The following is a 14,966-nucleotide window of genomic DNA, read 5'->3' on the forward strand; positions in this document are numbered from 1 at the left end:
CCGCTACACCCCCCTCCAGGCCCTCGTCCTCGGCGTCGACGAGCAGGAGTCCCCCCACCACGACGCCCTCCGCGACGCCGACGACCTCGACGCCACCCCCGTCGTCGTCGCCGACCTCCACTCCGCCCTGCCCGCCGTCGTCGCCGGCGCCCGGCACGCCGCGGCGCTCGCGGGCCGCCCCGCACCCCGCGTCGCCTACGTCATGACCGACGGCGGAGCCCTGCCCGCCGCCTTCTCCCGCACCGTCGCCACCCTGCGCGAGACCGGCTGGATCGACACCTGCCTCACCGTCGGACAGGCGTTCGGCGGCGACCTCGAGGCCGTCACCGTGCACACCGGCCTCCTCGCCGCGCGCCACGTCACCGGCGCCGACCTCGTCGTCGTCGCCCAAGGCCCCGGCAACCTCGGCACCGGCACCCGCTGGGGCTTCTCCGGCGTCGCCGCCGGCGAGGCCCTCAACGCCGTCGCCGCCCTCCGCGGCCGCCCCGTCGCGTCCCTGCGCGTCTCCGGCGCCGACGCCCGCGACCGCCACCTCGGCGTCTCCCACCACTCCCTCACCGCGTACGGCCGCGTCGCGCTCGCCCCCAGCGACGTCCCCGTGCCCGTCCCCACGGCCGACGTCGAGCGGCTCACCGGGTGGGGGGCCGACCTCACCCGCCGCGTCGCCGAGCAGGCCACGACCCTCGCCGCCCCCACCGGGCGCCACCACCTCGTCGACGTCCCCGCCGGCCCGGACCTCCTCGACGCCCTCCACGCCGTCCCCGTCCGGCTCTCCACCATGGGCCGCGGCCTCGACGCCGACCCCGCCGCGTTCGTCGCCGCCGCCGTCGCCGGCGTCCACGCAGAGTCGCTCCGGCCCGTATGACCGCACCGCAGGGGGACGACCACCGCCGGCCCGGACCGGCACGCTTCGCCGCCGTCGCCGCACTGGCGCTCGCGGCGGTGCTCGCCGCGGCCGTCGGCGCGCCGTGGGGCTGGGAGGCGCCGGGCTGGTTCGACCGCGTCGGGCAGGAACAGGTCGCGCCGCCCCCGGAGACCGCGACGACCGACGTCCTGTCCGACGCGCGGGACCAGATCCGGTCGCAGACGGACTCCGGCGGTCTGTCGGTCGATGCCTTCATCCTCTGGACCCTGGGCATCGTCGCTCTCGTCCTCCTCGTCGTGCTCGCGCGCCGGTACCTCCCGGCGCTCCTCGTCCGACGACGCCGACGCGAGCTCCTCGTCACGGCACCCGGCGACGTCTCCGTCCACGCGGCCGAGGACCCGGTCGTGCCCGAGCTGCGGGAGGCGGTCGACCGGGCGCACGACGACCTGCACGTGCCTGACGTCGATCCGCACGACGCCGTCGTCGCCGCGTGGGTCGCGCTCGAGCGCGCCGCGGAGCGGGCAGGCACCCGGCGAGACCCCGCGCAGACCCCGACCGAGTTCACGAGCGCCGTCCTGGCCAGCACCCGGGTGGACGCCGACGCCGTCGCGACGCTCCGAGGCCTGTACCACCGGGCCCGGTTCGGCGAGACGCCACTCGGCGCGCGCGACCTGGAGGCGGCTCGCGCCGCCCTGGCCCGCATCGCGGCGGACCTCGCGACGCACCCGGGCCGCCCGACGGTCGCTGCCTCCGACGCAGCCGTGCCCCACGACCACCCGTTGCACGACGAGGCACGGCCGTGAGGGCGCGCGAGCGCTGGGGTCGCCTGCGCCCGGCGGATCGGCACGCCCTGCTCGCGGCCGCCGTCGTCGTCGGGCTCGGCGTGGTCCTCGTGCTGCTCGGGTCCTCGCCCGCGCACGCCCTCATGCTCACGACCCTGGGCGTCGCGGGCGTCCTGCTGTGGCACCGCACCGGCTACGCCGGGGACACCGTGTGGCCGCGCGTCCCGGACGTGCGGCGCGACGGCAACCGGCGCGACGTGTCCGACCTCGGCTGGTCGGTCCTGGGCCGCGACGGCCGCGTCACGGTCACCGCCGCGCGCCGGGTGCGCCGCCTCACGGAGCGTCGCCTGACCCGCCGCGGGATCGACGACCTCGCCGACCCCGGCGCCGCGACCGACGTGGCCCGTCTCCTCGGCCCCCGCGCCGCCCGCACCGTCCACGACCTCGTCACCGACGGGCGCCTCCCGACGCCCGCGGAGCTCGACACCTGGCTCGCGGCGCTCGACCGGCTCGACCAGACCCTCACCACCCACGCCACACCGGACCGCCCCGACGGAGGGACACCCCGATGACCGCCGACCCCGCCCCTCGCACCGCCGGACCGGGCACGACTCTCGACGTGCCGACGGTCGCCGCGCACGGCCGCGCCGTCCTCGACGAGGTCGCGACCGCCGTCGTCGGGGCCCGCGAACCCCTCACGCTGGCGCTCGCCACCGTGCTCGCCGGCGGGCACGTGCTGTTCGAGGACGTCCCCGGGCTCGGCAAGACCCTCGCCGCCCGGAGCCTCGCCCGCGCGCTCGGCCTCGACTTCACCCGCCTGCAGTGCACCCCCGACCTCCTGCCCTCGGACGTCACCGGCTCCTCCGTGTACGACCCCGCCACCCGCACCTTCGAGTTCCGGCCCGGGCCCGTCTTCACCGGGCTGCTGCTCGCCGACGAGATCAACCGCACCGCCCCCAAGACGCAGTCCGCGCTGCTCGAGTCCATGGCCGAGCGCCAGGTCACCGTCGAGGGCACCACCCACGTGCTCCCGAAGCCCTTCCACGTCGTCGCGACGTCCAACCCCGTCGAGCACGAGGGCACCTACCCGCTGCCCGAGGCGCAGCTCGACCGCTTCATGGTGCGCTTGTCCGTCGGGTACCCCGGGCGCGACGAGGAGCGCGAGGTCCTCACCCGCCGCATCGCCCGCCGCCACGACGACCCCGTCGTCCGCCAGGTCGTCGACCGCGACACCGTCCTCGCCATGCAGGCCGCCGTCGAGCAGGTCGACGTCCACCCGGACGTCATCGCCTACTGCGTCGACCTCGCCGCCGCCACCCGCGCCCACCGCGACCTCGAGGTCGGGGCATCCCCCCGCGGGTCCCAGAACCTCGCCCTCCTCGCCCGCGGCGTCGCCGTGCTCGACGGGCGCGACGTCGTCCTGCCCGAGGACGTCAAGCGCGTCGCCGTCCCCGTGCTCGCCCACCGCCTCACCCTCACCCCCGGGGCGTGGGCCGCCGACCTGCGGCCCGAGACCGTCGTCGCCGGCATCCTCCAGACCGTCCCCGGCCCCGCCACCGTCGGCGATCGCGGATGAGCACCCCCACGGCGGACCGCGACGACCCACCACGCTGGCGCACCACCGTCCACCTCGCCGCCGGCGTCCTCCTCGGCGCCACCCTCCTCGCCCTCGGCGTCCTGTTCCGCCGCCCCGACGCCGCGCTCCTCGGGCTCCCGCCCCTGCTCAGCGCCGTCTGGGGCTGGGTCCACCGCCCCCACGGACCCGTCACCGTGCGGGTCGACCTCGACACCGACGCCCCCGCCGGGACCCTCGCCGCCCGCACCGTCGCCGACGTCCCGCCCGGCGTCGAGCTCCTGCGGCTGCGGGCCCTCGCTCCCGGCGGCCTCGTCACCGAACGCCTGGTCCGCACCACGGCCGGAACCCACGAGCTCTCCTGGCACGCACCCTCCGCCCGCACCGGTGTCACCGACACCCTCCGCGTCGACTACGCCGCGTACGGGCCCGACGGCGTCGAGGAGCAGGTCGCCCGCGTCGCCCGTGGCCCGCGGCGCCTCGTCCTGCCCCGACCGACCCCGCTCGGACGCCTGCCCCTCTCCTCCCGCCTGCGCGGACTCTCCGGCCCGCACACCTCCCGACGCCCCGGGGACGGCACCGAGCTGCGCGACGTCGACGCCTTCCGCCCCGGCGACCGGCTCCGCCGCATCGACTGGCGCGCCACAGCCCGCCGCTCCCCCACCCTCGACACCCTCTACGTCCGGCGGACCTTCGGGACCGCCGAGGCGACCGTCGTCCTCGTCGTCGACTCCCGCGACGACGTCGCCCCCGACCTCGCCACCTGGAGCGGCGTCGGCGCCCAGCGGCCCGACGAGGCCACGTCCCTCGACCTCGCCCGCCACGCCGCCGCGTCCGTCGCCCAGGCCGTCCTCGCCGACGGCGACCGCGTCGCGCTCGACGACCTCGGCCGCCTCGCCCGACCCGTCCGCCCCGGCGGCGGACGACGCCACCTGCGCCGCATCCTCCACGGCCTCGCCCTCGCCCGACCCGTCGGCGACCCCTCCGCCCGCCACCGCCCGCCCCAGGTCCCCGCCGGCGCCGCCGTCTACCTCTTCTCGACCCTGCTCGACGACGCAGCGCCCCGCCTCGCCCGCCAGTGGCACGACACCGGACACGTGGTGGTCGTCGTCGACGTCCTCCCACCCGTCTCCGTCGCCGAGGTCGACGACCACGTCGCCACCGCCTGGGCCGTCACCCGCCACGAGCGCGCGGACCGCGTCCACGACCTGCGCGAGCGCGGGATCGTCGTCGCAGGCTGGTACGACGGCACGCCCGGCGCCGACGGCGCTCGCGGGACGCTCGAGCTCGCGGCACGACGGCTCGACCGGCAAGGACCCGGGCGCCCGAGCCCGACCGGAGCCACCCGATGAGGCGACTCGTCCGACGCGACGTCGTCACCGCCGGACCGCGCCCGCGCCTCGAGGTCGAGACCGAGCGCACCTTCCCCGGGTGGTGCCCGCGCGTCCTCCTCCTCGTCCTCGCCACCGCCTTCGCCGGAGCCGCACTCCAGACGACCGGGCTCGCACAGTCGCTGGTCTGGGGGGCCGCGATCGGCCTCGGGGCCGTCACCGCCTACCTGCCCGCCCCGCCGGTGCCCCACCTGCTCGTGCTCCTCGGCGGGCTCGTCCTGCTCCTGGACGGGGACGCTCCCTTCGACCCCGTCGTGCTCGTCCTCCTCCCGCTGGGTCACCTCGTGCTGCGCACCGCCTGGTGGTCGGACCACGTGCCACCCGAGGCGCGCGCGGAGCTGCGGGCCGTCGTGCCCGACCTCCGCAGGGTCGCCGTGCTCCAGGCCGCGCTCCTCCTCGTGGCGCTCGCGGTGCAGGCGATCACCGCGGGAGACGTCTCGTCGGCGGTCGCCACCGCCCTCGGCGGGATCGCCGTGCTGGGCCTCGTGCTGCTCGTCACGCCGCGGGACTGACCTCGCGCTGCGAGCGGCCGGGGACCGCCCGACGATGGCGGGACGGCGCCCGACGCCGTCCCGCCGTCACGGCGGCGACCGCACCCGACCCGAGGAGGCACCCATGGCCGCTCGCTCCGACCTGCCCAAGTACACCGTCCCGTCGCTCACCCCTGAGGAAGGGGCGAAGGTCGCCGGGATCCTCCAGGAGCGCCTGCACGCGCTCAACGACCTTCAGCTCACGCTCAAGCACATCCACTGGAACGTCGTCGGGCCGCACTTCATCGCGGTGCACGAGATGATCGACCCGCAGGTCGACGCCGTCCGCGCGATGGTCGACGCCGTCGCGGAGCGGATCGCGACCCTGGGCGTCTCGCCGAAGGGCACGCCCGGTGCGCTGGTCGCCGAGCGGAGCTGGGAGGACTACTCGCTCGGCCGCGCCTCGACCATCGCCCACCTCGGGGCCCTCGACGAGGTCTACGTCGGGGTCATCACGGCGCACCGCGAGGCCGCGTCCGCGACCGAGGAGCTCGACGACGTGACCAACGACCTGCTCATCGGGCACCTGCACGACCTCGAGCTGTTCCACTGGTTCGTCCGCGCGCACCTCGAGTCGACCGGTGGCGACCTCTCCACCGACGGCGCGCGCACCGAGACCGGTGCCGCTCGCAAGGCCGAGCAGGCGGCCGCCGGCCAGCCCTGACGCCCGCTCCCCCGCTGCTCCGCAGCACGGAGCCGGCCGCACGCCACCGTCCACCCGACGCGGCGTGCGGCCGGCTTTTCCGTGCTGTCTGGTGAGGCCGTGCACGGAGGGCGGGGTGGGTAGGAACGCTTGGCACACTATTTTTACAGGATGTGACATAGGGTCGCCGGATGAGCGACAACACTCCTCAGCGGCCCGCCGTCCGCCAGCTCCGCCTCGTCGTGGAGGCCGACGACTACGACGCCGCCCTCGCCTTCTACCGCGACGTCCTGGGCCTCCCCGAGCGCATCGCGTACGCCGACGGCGAGGACGACCGGGTGGCGATCCTCGACGTCGGGCACGCGACGCTCGAGATCGCGAACCCGGCCCACAAGCGGGCGATCGACGACGTGGAGGTCGGGCGCCAGGTCGCCGGCCACCTGCGGGTCGCGTTCGAGGTCGACGACGCGCGGGTCGCCACCGGCCGCGCGGTCGAGGCCGGGGCGGAGCTCGTCGCTCCCCCGACCCGCACCCCGTGGGGTTCGCTCAACTCACGCCTCGACGCCCCCGCCGGCCTCCACGTCACCCTGTTCCAGGAGCTCGGCGGCGAGGAGGGCGTCCCGCCCGGCGTCGTCGCCGAGCCCGGGGCCCGCGACGATCCCGCTGCCGGCGGGAGCTGACGCCTCGACCCACGCCCGCCGGACCTGCTCGAAGCGCGTCGGCAGCGGCGCCCGCACGGCGCCGTAGCGGGCGTTCGTCCGGTGCACGAACCGCCGCCACGAGAGTACGAGCCCCTGCTTCGTGATGGGCAGGCCGCTCGACACCGTGACGCCGTTGTCGTGCGTGTGGTGCACCGTGAGCAGCAGCGCGCGCGGCACCGATCCCTCGAGGTCCGCCGCGAGCACCTCCCGCACGGCCATCCAGCGCCGCAGCACCACGACGACGCTCGCGCTGAGCACGTGCTCGCGGACCGTGCGGTGCTTGCCGTGCGTGAGGACGACCCTCCCCTCCCCCGCGCGTGCCGTCGCGGGACCGAGGTCGATCGCGTCCGCGGTGCAGCGCAGGAGGTCGCCGTACCGGGCGCCCGTCGCGCGCGTGAGCCCCGCGATCACGGCGAGCCGCACGGTCTCGGGCTTCGCCGACTCCACCATCGCCTCGGTGGCGAGCGTCCGCCACACCCACTCGGCCTCGTCGAGCGAGACCGTCGGCCGGGGGTACCGAGACGGCGAGGCTGCGGGGGCAGCAGCCGTCTCGTCGGGGCGGCCGGCGGGTGGGACGGTGGCGTCGGTGGTCACGAGGCGAACCTACCCGCTTGGCACACTATTACCACCATCACACGCTGAGAGGGACTCGCAGAGACCTGCTCCATTGCGCGAGATTGAATACCTATGCAGAATCGCGCATACTTTGACCATGTCCAAGGTTCTCACCTCCCTCCCCGTCGGCGAGCGCGTCGGGATCGCGTTCTCCGGCGGCCTCGACACGTCCGTCGCCGTCGCCTGGATGCGCGACAAGGGCGCCGTGCCCTGCACCTACACCGCCGACATCGGCCAGTACGACGAGCCCGACATCGCGTCGGTGCCGGGACGCGCCACCGCGTACGGCGCCGAGGTCGCGCGCCTGGTCGACTGCCGCGCGGCGCTCGTCGAGGAAGGCCTCGCGGCCCTGGCGTGCGGTGCGTTCCACATCCGCTCCGGCGGGCGCGCGTACTTCAACACCACTCCCCTGGGCCGGGCCGTCACCGGCACCCTGCTGGTGCGCGCCATGCACGAGGACGACGTGCAGATCTGGGGCGACGGATCCACCTTCAAGGGGAACGACATCGAGCGGTTCTACCGCTACGGCCTGCTCGCGAACCCGGCCCTGCGCATCTACAAGCCGTGGCTCGACGCCGACTTCGTCGCCGAGCTCGGGGGCCGCAAGGAGATGTCGGAGTGGCTGCTCGCCCACGACCTCCCCTACCGCGACAGCACCGAGAAGGCCTACTCGACGGACGCCAACATCTGGGGCGCGACCCACGAGGCCAAGACGCTCGAGCACCTCGACACCGGCATCGAGACCGTCGAGCCCATCATGGGTGTGCGGTTCTGGGACCCGTCGGTCGAGATCGCGACCGAGGACGTGACGATCGGCTTCGTCCAGGGCCGTCCCGTCACGATCAACGGGCACGAGTTCGAGTCCGCCGTCGACCTGGTGAACGAGGCCAACGCGATCGGCGGCCGCCACGGTCTCGGCATGTCGGACCAGATCGAGAACCGCATCATCGAGGCCAAGAGCCGCGGCATCTACGAGGCACCCGGCATGGCGCTCCTGCACGCCGCGTACGAGCGCCTCGTCAACGCGATCCACAACGAGGACACCCTCGCGCAGTACCACACCGAGGGCCGCCGCCTGGGCCGCCTCATGTACGAGGGCCGCTGGCTCGACCCGCAGGCGCTCATGATCCGCGAGTCCCTCCAGCGCTGGGTCAGCACCGCCGTCACGGGCGAGGTCACGCTGCGCCTGCGCCGCGGCGAGGACTACTCGATCCTCGACACCACCGGGCCCGCGTTCAGCTACCACCCGGACAAGCTCTCGATGGAGCGCACCGAGGACTCCGCGTTCGGCCCGATGGACCGGATCGGCCAGCTCACCATGCGCAACCTCGACATCGCCGACTCGCGCGCCAAGCTCGAGCAGTACGCCGGGATCGGCATCGTCGGCACCGCGCACGCGGCGCTCATCGGGGCAGGCGCCGGGGCGACGACCGAGCTCATCGGCGCGATGCCCGAGGGCGGCGCCGAGGTCATCGCGTCGCGCGGCATGGCCGAGGGCGACGACGCGCTCCTCGACCGGGCCGCCATGGAGTCGGGCACGGACTGACCCGACCCGGGCCACACGCAGCGGGACGACGGCGCACGGCCGCGGAGAGTGGTTCTCCGCGGCCGTGCGTCGCCCTTCCGGCGGCAGGTCGCCGCTCGCCGAGGGCGTGGCGCGTGCCCGTGCGCGGATAGGCTCGCGGGATGAGCACGGGCACCGGTGAGCTGTGGGGCACGATCGCCGGACCGGTCGACTGCGAGCTCGTCGTCAAGAAGTCCCGGTTCCTCACGCACCTCTCCCCCGTCGCGTCCGTCGCCGACGCGGACGCCGTGATCGCCCGCGTCCGCAAGGAGCACTGGGACGCGCGGCACCACTGCGTCGCGCTCGTCGTCGGCGCGCACGCCGACCAGCAGCGCTCCACCGACGACGGCGAGCCGTCCGGCACCGCGGGCGTCCCGATGCTCGAGGTGCTGCGGCACCGCCAGGTCACCGACGTCGTCGCCGTCGTCACGCGCTACTTCGGCGGCGTGCTGCTCGGCGCGGGCGGGCTCGTCCGGGCGTACTCCTCCGCGGTGAGCGAGGCGCTCGACGTGGCGCGGCCCGTGCGCCGCGCGGTCCTGACCGAGGTGCGCGTCGACGTCCCTCACGCCGACGCCGGCCGTCTCCACGGCGTCCTGCGCGACTGGGCCGCCCAGCACGACGGCTCGCTCGACGCCGTCGCCTACGGCGCCGAGGCGGAGTTCACCGTCCTCGTCCCGCCCGCCGAGCTGGCCCGGTTCGACGCCGACCTCGCCGCCGCTACCTCGGGCTCCCTGACGGCGCTCCGAGGCACCGACCGCGTCGTCGACCTCCCCGCCTGACCGGTCGTCCGTCACCGTCCAGCGTCGAGCAGGTGGTCGCGGCTCGTCCTGGTCGCCGGACGCGCCGGGATCGCCTGCTCGACCGGCCGGGATCGCCTGGTCGGCAGGTCAGTCGCTGACCCCGTCCGGGCCGACGACGGCGCCGTCGGGGACGCGCGAGGAGCCTCCCGGGTCGGCGAGCTCGGCGTCGCCGGTGACGGTGACGCCGGAGCCGAAGGTCCAGTCGCCGCGGACCGTGAGGGAGCGCGCCGCGCGCAGCGAGGGCGTGCCGTCGTCGAACCGGGCGTCGAACGCGGCGATGGTCTTGTAGTAGGCCGGGTCGAGGTCGACGAGCGGCGCGTCGGTCCGGGCGACGAACCGGTACCGGTCGTCGAGGTCGTAGACGTCGGAGCGCAGGACCAGGAGGTCGTTCGTGGTCTTGACCGGCAGGAAGCGGTCGCGCCCGACCTCGATGGCGAGGGCGCCGTCGAACACCTCGACGGCGGCGCCCATGGCGGACTCGATCTGCACGACCTCGGGCGACGACGGGTCGGTCGGGTCGACCGTCTTGGTGTTCTTGATGAGCGGGAGCTCGAGCACGCCGCCGGTGCGGTCGAGCTCGGCCGCGAGCGCCTCGAGGTCGAACCAGAGGTTGTTGGTGTTGAAGTACCGGTGCCGGCTGATGTCGGCGGCGGCGTCCTGGTCGTCGGCCGGGGTCTGCGCGGTCTCGCGCAGGACGAGGCGTCCGTCGCTGCGGCGCACGACGAGGTGGCCGCCCTTGCGGTCGGCGGGGGTGCGACGGGCGACCTCGGCGGCGAAGGGTGCGCCGCTGGCGGCGAACCAGCCGGCCATGGCGGCGTCGGGCGCGGCGCCGAGGTTGTCGGAGTTGGAGACGCTGGCGTACCGGTAGCCGGCGTCGAGGAGGGCGCGGAGGGCGCCGGAGGCGTAGAGGGCGGTGTAGAGGTCGCCGTGACCGGGCGGGCACCACTCGAGCTCGGGGTCGGCGGGCCAGTCGACGGGGGTGAGGTCGTCGGCGCGGAGCTTGGGCTCGCGGTTCTGGAGGAAGTCGAGCGGGAGGCCGGTGACGGGGAGGTCGTCGTGGGGGGCGAGCGCGGTGAGGGTGTCGTCCTGGGTGCGGAACGAGTTCATGAGGAGCAGGGGCAGGGGTGCTCCGGTGGCGTGCCGGGCGGCGCGGACCTGGGCGACGATGACGTCGAGGAAGGTGAGAGGGCCGCTGTCGGGGCGCTGCGGGTCGGCGTCGCGCACGGTGAGGAGGGACTTGGCGCGGTCCATGCCCATGGAGGTGCCGAGGCCGCCGTTGAGCTTGATGATCGCGGTGCGCTGGAGGGCGTCGCGCGCGGCGTCGTCGGGGACGTCGAGCGCGTCGCGGCGGGTGACGTCGGTGAGGGGCTCGACGTCGGACTCGGGGATCATGCCGGTCGCGCCGGACTCGAGGAGCCGGTAGAAGCGGGTGAAGACGTCGATGGCGGCGGGGGCGACTCCGGCGTCGCGCATGCGGTCGGTGGACTGGGTGAGGCCCTGGCTGCTCATGGCTCGATCGTAGGGGCGGGGACCCGCTCGGGGCAGGGCGGCGGGAGCCTGCCGCGCTCGGGTGAGACGCGGGTCACACGCCTACCGTGGGGGGATGGCGGACGGGTGGCCCGGCCGCGCGGAGACGTGGCTGGGGTCGTGGTTCTGGGCACCGGACTACGACGTGGCGCGCGAGGTGCTCCAGCGGGGCACGGGGGCGGTGCTGGTGTTGGCGTTCGTCGTGGTGGTGCGGCAGTGGCGGCCGCTGCTGGGAGAGCACGGGCTGCTGCCGGTGGGGGTGTTCGTGGCGCGCACGTCGTGGCGGGACGGGCCGAGCGTGCTGCGGCGGTGGTGCTCGGACCGGTTCGTGGTGGGGATGGCGTGGTGCGGCGTCGTGCTCGCGGGGCTGATCGTGGTGGGGGTGCCGCAGCGGGGCCCGTGGTGGGTGACGACGCTCGCGTTCCTGCTGCTGTGGGCGGCGTACCTGTCGGTGGTGAACGTCGGGCAGCGGTTCTACGGGTTCGGGTGGGAGTCGCTGCTGTGCGAGGTGACGTTCCTCGTGGGCTGGCTGGGGTCGTCGGGCGGGGGCGTCGCTCCCCCGGTGCTGGTGCTGCTGGCGGCCCGGTGGTGCCTGTTCCGGGTGGAGCTGGGTGCGGGGCTCATCAAGATCCGCGGCGACCGGGTCTGGCGGGACCTGACGGCGCTGGACTACCACCACGAGACGCAGCCGCTGCCCGGCCCGTTCTCGTGGCATGCGCACCACCTGCCGCGGTGGTGGCACCGGGTGGAGGTGGCGGGCAACCACGTGACGCAGCTCGTGGTGCCGTTCGCGCTGTTCGCGCCGCAGCCGGTGGCGAGCGTCGCGGGAGGCGTCGTGGTGCTCACGCAGACGTGGCTGCTGGTGACGGGGAACTTCGCGTGGCTGAACTGGCTGACGGTCGTGCTCGGGCTCGGGGTGGTGAGCGACGGCGCGTGGGCGGCGGTGGGGTCGTGGCTGGTGCCGGCGCTCGGGAGCGGCGAGCGGGTGCCCGACGGCGGGGCGGACCTGGGCGGCCCGGCCGCCCTGGTCGTGGCGGTGCTGGGGGTGTCGGCGCTGCTGCTCGCGCTGAGCGTGCGCCCGGCGCGCAACCTGGTCGCGCGTCGGCAGCTCATGAACGCGAGCTTCGAGCCGTTCCGGCTCGTCAACGCGTACGGGGCGTTCGGCTCCGTGTCCCGGCGGCGGGACGAGGTCGTGATCGAGGGATCGACTGCCCGTTCGCCCGGGCCGGACGACTGGGTCGAGTACGCGTTCCGCGGCAAGCCGGGCGAGGTCCACCGGCGACCGCCGCAGGTCGCGCCGTACCACCTGCGGCTCGACTGGCAGATGTGGTTCCTCGCGCTCGGGTCGCCGGGCACACGGTGGTTCGAGGTGCTGCTGCTCCGGCTCCTCGAGGCCGACCGCCCCACCCTGCGCCTGCTCGCCGCGGACCCGTTCGCGGACGACCCCGCCGGCCCGGCTCCGCGGTGGGTGCGGGCCCGCGTCTTCCGCTACCGGTACACGACGCGCGACGAGCGGCGGCGCTCGGGCGACTGGTGGGTGCGCGAGGAGCGCGGCACGCTCGTCGACCCGATCGACCTCGCCCGCCTGCGCCGCCTCGTCGGCCCGGAGGCCTGACGCGGGCCGCCCGTCCGCGTGCGGCCTCCCCTACTCGAAGCGGGAGGGGTCGCCCGCACCCGCGCGGACGACCTCGGGGGCGCCGTCGGAGAAGTCCACGACCGTCGTCGGCTCGCTCCCCCGCTCGCCGCCGTCGACGACGGCGTCGACGACGTGGTCGAGCTCCTCCTTGATCGCCCACCCGTCCGTGAGCGCCGTCGTGGACCCGGGCAGGATGAGCGAGCTCGACAGGATGGGCTCGCCGAGCGCGGCCACGATGGCCTGCGCGACCGTGTCGTCGGGGATGCGGACGCCGACGGTCTTCTTCTTGGGGTGGGCGAGGCGCCGCGGGACCTCGGACGTCGCGCGCAGGATGAACGTGTACGGGCCGGGCGTGGCGGCCTTGATGGAGCGGAACGCGGAGTTGTCGACCATGACGAAGTGGCCGAGCTGTGCGAAGTCCGCGCACACGAGCGTGAAGTGGTGCCGGTCGTCGAGGTGCCGGATCCGGCGGATGCGGTCGGCGCCCTCGCGGTCGTCCATGCGGCACCCGAGCGCATAGCCGGAGTCGGTCGGGTAGGCGACCAGCCCGCCGTCCTCGAGGAGGGCGACGACCTGCGCGATCGCGCGCGGCTGCGGGTTGTCGGGGTGCACGTCGAGGTAGCGGGCCATGTCCCGAGCCTAGGCCCGTCCCCCGCGCGGGCCCGGCGCTCGTGCCCGGCGTGCCGTGTCCGCGACCGCGACACGAGCCGAGCTACCCCGGCAGGTGCGCGGCCACCCGGCGCAGCTCCGCCGGGCTCGCGTTGCCGCCCGAGCACACGACGCCGACCCGACGGCCGGCGAACCGCTCCGGGTCCGCGAGCACGGCCGCGAGCGCCGTGGCGCCCGCGCCCTCGGCGACCGTGTGCGCGGCGGTGAGGTAGAGCGCCGCGGCGCGGTCGATCGCGTCGTCGTCGACGAGGACGAAGTCGGCGAGGTGCTCGCGCAGCATCGCCTGGGTGAGGGCGAAGCCGGTGCCGGTCGCCAGCCCCTCGGCCCGCGAGGTGTTGGGCCGCGCGAGGAGGTCTCGGGCGCGCCAGGAGTCGTGCGCGGCCGGCGAGGCGGCGGACTGGACGGCGACCACGTCGAGGTCGGGTGCGAGCGCGTGGGCGACGAGGCATGCGGCCGCGGCGCCGCTGCCCCCGCCGACGGGCACGACGAGCACGTCGAGGTCCGGCGCGCGTTCGAGGAGCTCGAGGTACGCGGTCGCGACGCCGGCGACGAGGAGCGGCTCGTTGGCGGCGCTGACGAGCCGGGACCCGTCGTCGGCCGCGAGCGCCGTGGCGTGCTCGCGCGCGTCGTCGAAGGTGCTGCCGGCGAGGACGAGGCGGGCGCCGAGGTCGCGGACGGCGTCGGCCTTGGTGGGGTTGGGGCTCGTGGGCATGACGATGGTGCAGGGGGCGGCGGTGGTGCGGGCGGCGTAGGCGACGGCCTGTGCGTGGTTGCCGGTGGAGAACGCGGTGACGCCGCGGGCGCGTTCGTCGGGCGTGAGGCGCTGGAGGAGGTTGAGGGCGCCGCGGACCTTGAACGCGCCGGTGGGCTGGAGGTTCTCGTGCTTGACGACGACGTGGGCGCGGGTGGCGTGGTCGAGGGCGGCGTAGGTGCGCGTCGGGGTGGGGTCGAGGTGCGCGGCGAGGAGGCGGCGGGCGTCGAGGACGTCGCGCATCGTGGGCGGGGCGAGGTCGGCGGGGGCCATGCGTCCACGGTGCCGCGCGCCGTCCCATAGGTCCAATGCCTGTTCTGAGTGGATCGATCGATCGGACCTATGCTTCGTCGGTGAGGGAGTCGAGATGGACCTGACGCGGCTACGTGTGCTGGCGGCCGTGGCGCGCGAGGGGTCGGTGACGGCGGCGGCGCGGTCGCTGCACTACGCGCAGCCGTCGGTCAGCCACCACCTGGCGCGGCTGGAGGCGGAGGTGGGCGTGCCGCTGCTGGAGCGGCACGGGCGCGGGGTGCGTCTGACGGCGGCCGGGCGGCTCCTCGCCGCGCGGGCGGAGGAGATCCTGGGGCGCGTGGGCGCGGCTCGCGACGAGCTGGACGCGCTGATGTCGCTCTCGGCAGGCCGGGTGCGCCTGGCGGCGTTCCCGTCGGCGCTGGCGACGCTGGTGCCCGACGTCGTGGCTCGGCTCGCGCGGGACCATCCGGGCCTGGGCGTGGGGCTCGTGGAGGCGGAGCCGCCGGAGGCGCTGGACGCGTTGCGGCGCGGCGCGGCGGACGTGGCGCTGGTGTTCGAGCACGACCGCTCCCCCGTGGACGTGGAGGGGCTGCGAGCGGTGCCGGTGCTCGCCGAGGAGCTGTTCCTCGTGCGGGCGGCGGACGACGCGGCACCCATGGGCGGGGGC

Annotated in this window: 15 protein-coding genes; 12 read left to right on the top strand and 3 right to left on the bottom strand. The window is 75.4% G+C overall.

The genetic code is table 11. From position 1 onward, the window contains the following. The 10 genes from A0J59_RS18290 to A0J59_RS18340 all read left to right on the top strand — a co-directional run. The coding region (locus A0J59_RS18290; RefSeq protein WP_064317057.1) for a DUF3866 family protein at positions 1 to 865 on the top strand (865 nt) is incomplete at its 5' end. After that, positions 862 to 1,668 (top strand): DUF4129 domain-containing protein, encoded by an 807-nt coding sequence (locus A0J59_RS21730; RefSeq protein ID WP_064317058.1) that lies wholly within the window; start codon positions 862 to 864, stop codon positions 1,666 to 1,668. The genes A0J59_RS18290 and A0J59_RS21730, both read left to right, overlap by 4 nt. Continuing rightward, positions 1,665 to 2,219, top strand: coding sequence for a hypothetical protein (locus A0J59_RS21735; protein WP_064317059.1), 555 nt, complete (start codon positions 1,665 to 1,667; stop codon positions 2,217 to 2,219). Before A0J59_RS21730 ends, A0J59_RS21735 begins: the two co-directional genes overlap by 4 nt. After that, positions 2,216 to 3,223 carry a MoxR family ATPase gene (locus A0J59_RS18305; RefSeq protein WP_064317060.1) on the top strand — a complete coding sequence of 336 codons (1,008 nt, stop codon included), beginning with the start codon at positions 2,216 to 2,218 and terminating at the stop codon, positions 3,221 to 3,223. Before A0J59_RS21735 ends, A0J59_RS18305 begins: the two co-directional genes overlap by 4 nt. Next, positions 3,220 to 4,572 (top strand): DUF58 domain-containing protein, encoded by a 1,353-nt coding sequence (locus A0J59_RS18310; RefSeq protein ID WP_082919182.1) that lies wholly within the window; start codon positions 3,220 to 3,222, stop codon positions 4,570 to 4,572. Before A0J59_RS18305 ends, A0J59_RS18310 begins: the two co-directional genes overlap by 4 nt. Further along, the gene (locus A0J59_RS18315) at positions 4,569 to 5,123 is read left to right on the top strand and encodes a hypothetical protein (RefSeq protein ID WP_064317061.1); all 555 of its coding nucleotides are present in this window, start codon (positions 4,569 to 4,571) and stop codon (positions 5,121 to 5,123) included. The genes A0J59_RS18310 and A0J59_RS18315 overlap by 4 nt, the downstream gene beginning before the upstream one ends. A 103-nt stretch (positions 5,124 to 5,226) precedes the next feature. Further along, on the top strand, positions 5,227 to 5,805 hold the full coding sequence (locus tag A0J59_RS18320; protein WP_053370840.1) for a Dps family protein: 579 nt from the start codon (positions 5,227 to 5,229) through the stop codon (positions 5,803 to 5,805). Between the two features lie 170 nt (positions 5,806 to 5,975). After that, entirely contained in the window at positions 5,976 to 6,464 is a 489-nt protein-coding gene (locus A0J59_RS18325) for a VOC family protein (protein WP_082919183.1), read from the top strand. Between the two features lie 733 nt (positions 6,465 to 7,197). Then, positions 7,198 to 8,646, top strand: a complete 1,449-nt coding sequence (argG, locus tag A0J59_RS18335) for an argininosuccinate synthase (RefSeq protein WP_047233343.1) — start codon at positions 7,198 to 7,200, stop codon at positions 8,644 to 8,646. Positions 8,647 to 8,786: 140 nt separating this feature from the next. Beyond that, positions 8,787 to 9,443 carry a YigZ family protein gene (locus tag A0J59_RS18340; RefSeq protein WP_064317062.1) on the top strand — a complete coding sequence of 219 codons (657 nt, stop codon included), beginning with the start codon at positions 8,787 to 8,789 and terminating at the stop codon, positions 9,441 to 9,443. A 108-nt stretch (positions 9,444 to 9,551) separates the two neighbouring features. On the opposite strand, the gene A0J59_RS18345 is transcribed toward A0J59_RS18340, so the two are convergent. Beyond that, positions 9,552 to 10,973, bottom strand: coding sequence for a UTP--glucose-1-phosphate uridylyltransferase (locus A0J59_RS18345; RefSeq protein WP_047233345.1), 1,422 nt, complete (start codon positions 10,971 to 10,973; stop codon positions 9,552 to 9,554). 94 nt (positions 10,974 to 11,067) lie between these two features. Between A0J59_RS18345 and A0J59_RS18350 the strand changes: the two genes are divergently transcribed. Next, positions 11,068 to 12,606: a lipase maturation factor family protein gene (locus A0J59_RS18350; RefSeq protein WP_064317063.1), complete on the top strand. Its 1,539-nt coding sequence runs from the start codon at positions 11,068 to 11,070 to the stop codon at positions 12,604 to 12,606. A gap of 30 nt (positions 12,607 to 12,636) precedes the next feature. Here A0J59_RS18350 and A0J59_RS18355 read toward each other — a convergent pair whose 3' ends face one another. Together A0J59_RS18355 and A0J59_RS18360 are read right to left on the bottom strand one after the other, a co-directional pair. After that, complete coding sequence (locus A0J59_RS18355; RefSeq protein WP_064317064.1) at positions 12,637 to 13,257, bottom strand: L-threonylcarbamoyladenylate synthase; 621 nt, start codon at positions 13,255 to 13,257, stop codon at positions 12,637 to 12,639. 82 nt (positions 13,258 to 13,339) lie between these two features. Then, a complete protein-coding gene (locus tag A0J59_RS18360; protein WP_053370836.1) occupies positions 13,340 to 14,320 on the bottom strand; it encodes a threonine/serine dehydratase in 981 nt (326 codons plus the stop codon). A gap of 94 nt (positions 14,321 to 14,414) precedes the next feature. Here A0J59_RS18360 and A0J59_RS18365 point away from each other — a divergent pair. Next, positions 14,415 to 14,966, top strand: a 552-nt coding sequence (locus A0J59_RS18365; RefSeq protein WP_156533167.1) for a LysR family transcriptional regulator, incomplete at its 3' end; no start/stop codon positions are given.

Origin of the sequence: Cellulosimicrobium sp. I38E, from assembly GCF_001647255.1 — a bacterium.
GTDB classification, from domain to species: Bacteria; Actinomycetota; Actinomycetes; order Actinomycetales; family Cellulomonadaceae; genus Cellulosimicrobium; species Cellulosimicrobium cellulans_E.

Excerpts from the sequence above, each read along its gene's own strand:
- A0J59_RS18350 (WP_064317063.1), top strand. The coding sequence starts at position 11,068 with ATGGCGGACGGGTGGCCCGGCCGCGCGGAGACGTGGCTGGGGTCGTGG.
- A0J59_RS18340 (WP_064317062.1), top strand. The coding sequence starts at position 8,787 with ATGAGCACGGGCACCGGTGAGCTGTGGGGCACGATCGCCGGACCGGTC.
- A0J59_RS18305 (WP_064317060.1), top strand. The coding sequence starts at position 2,216 with ATGACCGCCGACCCCGCCCCTCGCACCGCCGGACCGGGCACGACTCTC.
- A0J59_RS18325 (WP_082919183.1), top strand. The coding sequence starts at position 5,976 with ATGAGCGACAACACTCCTCAGCGGCCCGCCGTCCGCCAGCTCCGCCTC.
- A0J59_RS18355 (WP_064317064.1), bottom strand. The coding sequence starts at position 13,257 with ATGGCCCGCTACCTCGACGTGCACCCCGACAACCCGCAGCCGCGCGCG.
- A0J59_RS18315 (WP_064317061.1), top strand. The coding sequence starts at position 4,569 with ATGAGGCGACTCGTCCGACGCGACGTCGTCACCGCCGGACCGCGCCCG.
- A0J59_RS18360 (WP_053370836.1), bottom strand. The coding sequence starts at position 14,320 with ATGGCCCCCGCCGACCTCGCCCCGCCCACGATGCGCGACGTCCTCGAC.
- A0J59_RS18320 (WP_053370840.1), top strand. The coding sequence starts at position 5,227 with ATGGCCGCTCGCTCCGACCTGCCCAAGTACACCGTCCCGTCGCTCACC.
- A0J59_RS18345 (WP_047233345.1), bottom strand. The coding sequence starts at position 10,973 with ATGAGCAGCCAGGGCCTCACCCAGTCCACCGACCGCATGCGCGACGCC.
- A0J59_RS18310 (WP_082919182.1), top strand. The coding sequence starts at position 3,220 with ATGAGCACCCCCACGGCGGACCGCGACGACCCACCACGCTGGCGCACC.
- argG (WP_047233343.1), top strand. The coding sequence starts at position 7,198 with ATGTCCAAGGTTCTCACCTCCCTCCCCGTCGGCGAGCGCGTCGGGATC.
- A0J59_RS21730 (WP_064317058.1), top strand. The coding sequence starts at position 862 with ATGACCGCACCGCAGGGGGACGACCACCGCCGGCCCGGACCGGCACGC.